The organism is Paraburkholderia sp. SG-MS1, assembly GCF_012275575.1.
Classification (GTDB): Bacteria; Pseudomonadota; Gammaproteobacteria; order Burkholderiales; family Burkholderiaceae; genus Paraburkholderia.
On sequence record NZ_NPIH01000148.1, the window covers coordinates 1 to 4,676 of the forward strand.

Below are 4,676 nucleotides of genomic sequence, written 5' to 3' on the forward strand. Positions count from 1 at the left end.
CTTCGATGTAGCACGAGTAGCCGAGCCCGCGCCGCTTGCCATTCTTTTCGGATTCCTGGCGGCGTGCTTCGAAACCCTTGACGTCCGCGAGTTCGAGCGAGCGCGCGAGGATGGTCTCGTAGTCGCCGGTGTCGTAGGTGAGGCCGACCGGGGTCGCATAGGGGAACTCGCGGATGAAATTGCGGCGGCGGATTTCCGCCGGATCGAGCTTCATTTCGCGCGCGGCGGTTTCGACGAGGCGTTCCACGACGTAGGTCGCTTCGGGGCGCCCCGCGCCACGATAGGCGTCGACGGGTACGGTGTTGGTGAAAACCGCTTTCACCTCTGCGTAGATCGCGGGCGTCGCGTACTGGCCGGCGAGCAGCGTCGCGTACAGGATGGTCGGCACGCTCGACGCGAACGTGGACAGATACGCGCCCATGTTGGCGATCGTGTGGATGCGCATCGCGAGAAACTTACCGTCCGCGTCCATCGCGAGTTCGGCTTTCGTCACATGATCGCGGCCGTGCGCATCCGAGACGAATGCTTCCGAGCGCTCGGCGGTCCATTTGACCGGGCGGCGGATCTTCTTCGAGGCCCACGTCAGCGCGACATCTTCGGCGTACAGAAAGATCTTCGAGCCGAAGCCGCCGCCGACGTCCGGCGCGATCACGCGCAGTTTCGATTCCGGCAGCGACAGCACGAACGCGGCCATCAGGAGACGCTCGACGTGCGGATTCTGATTCGCGACGTACAGCGTATAGCTGTCGTCCTGCGCCGAGTAGCTCGCATTGACCGCACGCGGTTCGATCGCATTCGGAATCAGCCGGTTGTTGACGATGTCGAGCGCGGTGACGTGCGCGGCTCTCGCGAACGCGGCGTCGGTCGCGGCTTTGTCGCCGTGGCCCCAGTTGTAGGAGACGTTGTCCGGCACTTCATCGTGAACCGCGGGCTGGCCTGGATCGGCCGCATGTGCGGTGTCGACCACGGCGGGCAGCACGTCATAGTCGACCTCGATCAGTTCGGCGGCGTCTTTCGCGGCCTTGATCGAATCGGCGATCACGAGCGCGACCTGATCGCCGACGTGGCGTGCTTTCGTATGCGCGATGACCGGATGCGGCGGCTCGTTCATCGGCTTGCCGTCGGTGCTGTGGATCAGCCAGCCGCACGGCAGCCCGCCGACGTTCTCCGCGGCCATGTCCGCGCCGGTGAAGATGGCGATCACCCCCGGCGACTGTTTGGCCGCGGTGGTGTCGATGCTGTTGATCCTGGCGTGCGCGTGTGGCGAGCGCAGGAAAATCGCATAGGTCTGCTGGGGCAGGACGATGTCGTCGGTGTACTGGCCGTTGCCGGTCAGAAACCGGTAGTCTTCCTTACGTTCGACGGAGGCGCCGATGAGGTGAGTGTCGGGTGCGTTCATCGTGGGCTCCTCAGGCGGTGACCGACGCGGCGGCCGTGGCGGACGGAGCGGCATTGGCGCTGGCCGTGCCGGAGGACTTCATGCCCTCGGCGCCTTCTAGCACCGCCTTGACGATGTTGTGATAGCCCGTACAGCGGCATAGATTGCCGTCGAGTTGCGCGCGCACGTCGTCGCCGGTGAGCTCGGGCTGACGCTCGACGAGCGACACCGCGCTCATCACCATGCCGGGCGTGCAGAATCCGCATTGCAGACCGTGGCAGTGTTTGAAGGCGGCTTGCATCGGATGCAGCGTGCCGCTCTGCGCGAGCCCTTCGATGGTGGTGACGTTCGCGCCTTCGGCTTGCACCGCAAGGATGTTGCACGACTTGATCGCGCGGCCGTTCAGGTGGACCGTGCAGGCGCCGCACTGGGCGGTATCGCAGCCGATGTGGGTGCCGGTGAGGCGGAGTTGATCACGCAGGAACTGGACAAGCAGGGTGCCGGGGTCGATTGAGGCGCTAATGGGCGCGCCGTTCACCGTCAGACTGATGCTGATCGTCATGAAGTCGTCTCCTGATGGGGATGAGACCGGACCTTTGTTTTCTTGCCTTCAGCTGCCTGTTCGTGGGGTCCGATAAGGGTGCTGCGGTTTTTTTATGAGTCTGCCGAAAAGTAAAGCACAAATCGGGCGGGCGCGCTATGAGGGGAAGTGTGCGAGCCGGTTTTGTTTTTTGTGTTTGTCTGGATGTTGGGCTTTTGTTGAATTCGCTGCGCGTCGTTCATGGGGTGTTGGCCTTTCCTTGAATTCACGGCTGTCTATTAGCGTTGCCGCCCCGCACAGGGGCAACGCCAATAGACCACCGTGACATCAAGGAAAGGCCAACATCCAAATAGCACACCCAAAGCGCCGCACAGGCAAAAAGAAAACTCACTTAGCGAGTTTCGAATTCCGCCGCGAATACCCGAAATAAATGACCATGCCGATCAAAAGCCAGATACCAAAAGCAGCCCAAGTCACACGCTGAAGATTGAACATGAGAAACAGACACGACGCCACAGCCAGAATCGGCACCACCGGCACACCCGGGCAACGAAACGCCCGCGGCAACTCAGGATGCGTCTTCCGCAAAACAAGCACCGCAATCGACACCATCGAAAACGCGGCCAACGTGCCAATATTGATCAGCTCAGCGAGCACATTCAACGGCACCAGCGCGCCGATCAAGCCAAAGAAAATCCCCACGAGCCACGTCGTGAAAAACGGCGTCGCAAAGCGCGGATGCAGCCGCGAGAGCCGCGCCGGCAACAGCCCGTCACGCGACATTGCGAAGATGATCCGCGTCTGACCATAAGCCATCACCAGAATCACCGTCAGCATGCCGAGCACGGCGCCGAGGTCGATAAATCCCGCGACCCACGTCTGCCCCGCTTCCTGCAACGCGTACGACACCGGGTGGGAAATATTCGCGAACTTCGCCGACGGCACGATGCCCGTGACTACCGCCGCCACCGCCACGTACAACACCGCGCATACGCCCAGCGACGCGATGATCCCGACCGGCAGATCGCGCTTGGGATTTTTCACCTCTTCCGCCGCGTTCGATACCGAATCGAAGCCGATGAACGCGAAAAACATGACCGCGGCCGCGCCGAATACGCCGCTCCAGCCGTTCGGCATGAACGGATGCCAGTTGGCCGGGCTCACGTGGAAAACGCCCACGCCGATCACCAGCAGCACGACGGTCACCTTGATCGCGACCATGATGTTGTTGATCCGCGCGGATTCGCGAATGCCGATCGACAGCAACGCGGTGATCACCATCATCACGAGGAACGCAGGCAGGTTGAACAGGGTCTCGTGGCCGGGCAATGCGCCCGGCGCCGCCGTCAGCGCGACCGGCAGCGACACGCCGAAGCCCGACAGCAACGATTGCAGATAGCCCGACCAGCCCACCGATACGGCGGACGTGGCCAGCCCATATTCGAGCATCAGGTCCCAGCCGATGATCCACGCGGCCAGTTCGCCGAGCGTCGCGTACGAATACGTGTAGATGGAACCCGCGACCGGAATGGTCGACGCGAATTCGGCATAGGCGAGCGCGGCGAAGCCGCACGCGAGTGCCGCAATCAGGAACGAGATCATTAGCGCCGGGCCGGCCTGGACGGCGCCCGTGCCGGTCAGCACGAAAATGCCGGTGCCGATAATGGCGCCGACACCGAGGAAAGTCAGATCGAGCGCGCCGAGCTCTTTCTTCAAGCCGGCATTCCGAGCGCTTGCCGCGATCATGTGCTCAACGCTCTTTTTGCGAAACAGGGACATTGGCGTGGGTCTCCAGTAGTGCACGCGTGTTGCGCGCCGAATGTCGGGGAAACCCACGATTTTAGCGGATGCGCGTCGCCGCACTATTTTGGGACATACAGGGGAGCGCGCGCCCGGCGGGCGGAACTGCCGGCCCGAGGGCTTCGCGTGTGGCGTTCATGCGCAGGACGCGGACCGGCAGCAAAGCTTTCGCTCGATGTGCGAATAATGGGGAGGGAATCTCTCTTGCCAACGAGCTGGGGCAGCGGCTCGCTATTCAGCAGACGTGGAGATGCGGCAGTACAGGCGGGCTCAGCCAGCCATCGCCGGGTTCAGATCGACGAGGCGGTTGCTCATCACATAGAAGGTGAGTTCCGCGTTATTGCGCAGCTTCATTTTTTCGAGCAGCCGCGTGCGGTAAACGCTGACCGTCTTGACCGACAGCGACAGCGTCGCCGCAATATCCGTCAGCCGCTTGCCCGATGCGAGCATGCAGAGCGTCTGGTATTCGCGATCGGAGAGCTTTTCGTGCGGCAGCTGTTCGCCGTCGAACGACACGTAGTCGGCCAGCGCTTCGGCCATCGCCGGGCTCACGTATTTGCGGCCGGCCGCGACCTGCTGGATCGCGCCGATCATCTGCGCGGCGTCGACCGTCTTCGACAGATAGCCGGCGGCCCCCGCTTTCAACGCGCGCACCGCGTATTGGTCCTCACGGTACATCGAGAACATCAGCACGGCCACGCGCGGCGCCTTGCGCTTGAGCCGCTTGAGCACTTCGACGCCGTTCATGTCAGGCAGGGAAATGTCGAGCAGCACCACGTCGTAGCTCTGCAGGCCGACGGCGGTGAGGGTTTCGGCGCCGCTTTGCGCCTCGATGACTTCGCGTGCCACGCCGCGGTCGAGCAGCAATTGGCGAACGCCCTGGCGAACCACGGCGTGGTCGTCGGCGATCAGGATGCGCAGGCTCATGTCGGCGCGCTCACGATTGCAGCGCGCGCT

Annotated in this window: 4 protein-coding genes; all 4 read right to left on the reverse strand. The window is 62.9% G+C overall.

Features of this window, described 5'->3' with window-relative positions:
- A partial coding sequence (locus CIC12_RS11580; RefSeq protein WP_168664253.1) for a xanthine dehydrogenase family protein molybdopterin-binding subunit occupies window positions 1-1,399 on the reverse strand: 1,399 nt, incomplete at its 3' end.
- A 10-nt stretch (window positions 1,400-1,409) separates the two neighbouring features.
- On the reverse strand, window positions 1,410-1,940 hold the full coding sequence (locus tag CIC12_RS11585; protein WP_168664254.1) for a (2Fe-2S)-binding protein: 531 nt from the start codon (window positions 1,938-1,940) through the stop codon (window positions 1,410-1,412).
- Window positions 1,941-2,306: 366 nt separating this feature from the next.
- The gene (locus CIC12_RS11590) at window positions 2,307-3,698 is read right to left on the reverse strand and encodes an amino acid permease (protein ID WP_168664255.1); all 1,392 of its coding nucleotides are present in this window, start codon (window positions 3,696-3,698) and stop codon (window positions 2,307-2,309) included.
- A gap of 291 nt (window positions 3,699-3,989) precedes the next feature.
- Complete coding sequence (gene rqpR / locus CIC12_RS11595) at window positions 3,990-4,646, reverse strand: response regulator transcription factor RqpR (RefSeq protein ID WP_168664256.1); 657 nt, start codon at window positions 4,644-4,646, stop codon at window positions 3,990-3,992.
- Window positions 4,647-4,676 lie beyond the last annotated feature (30 nt).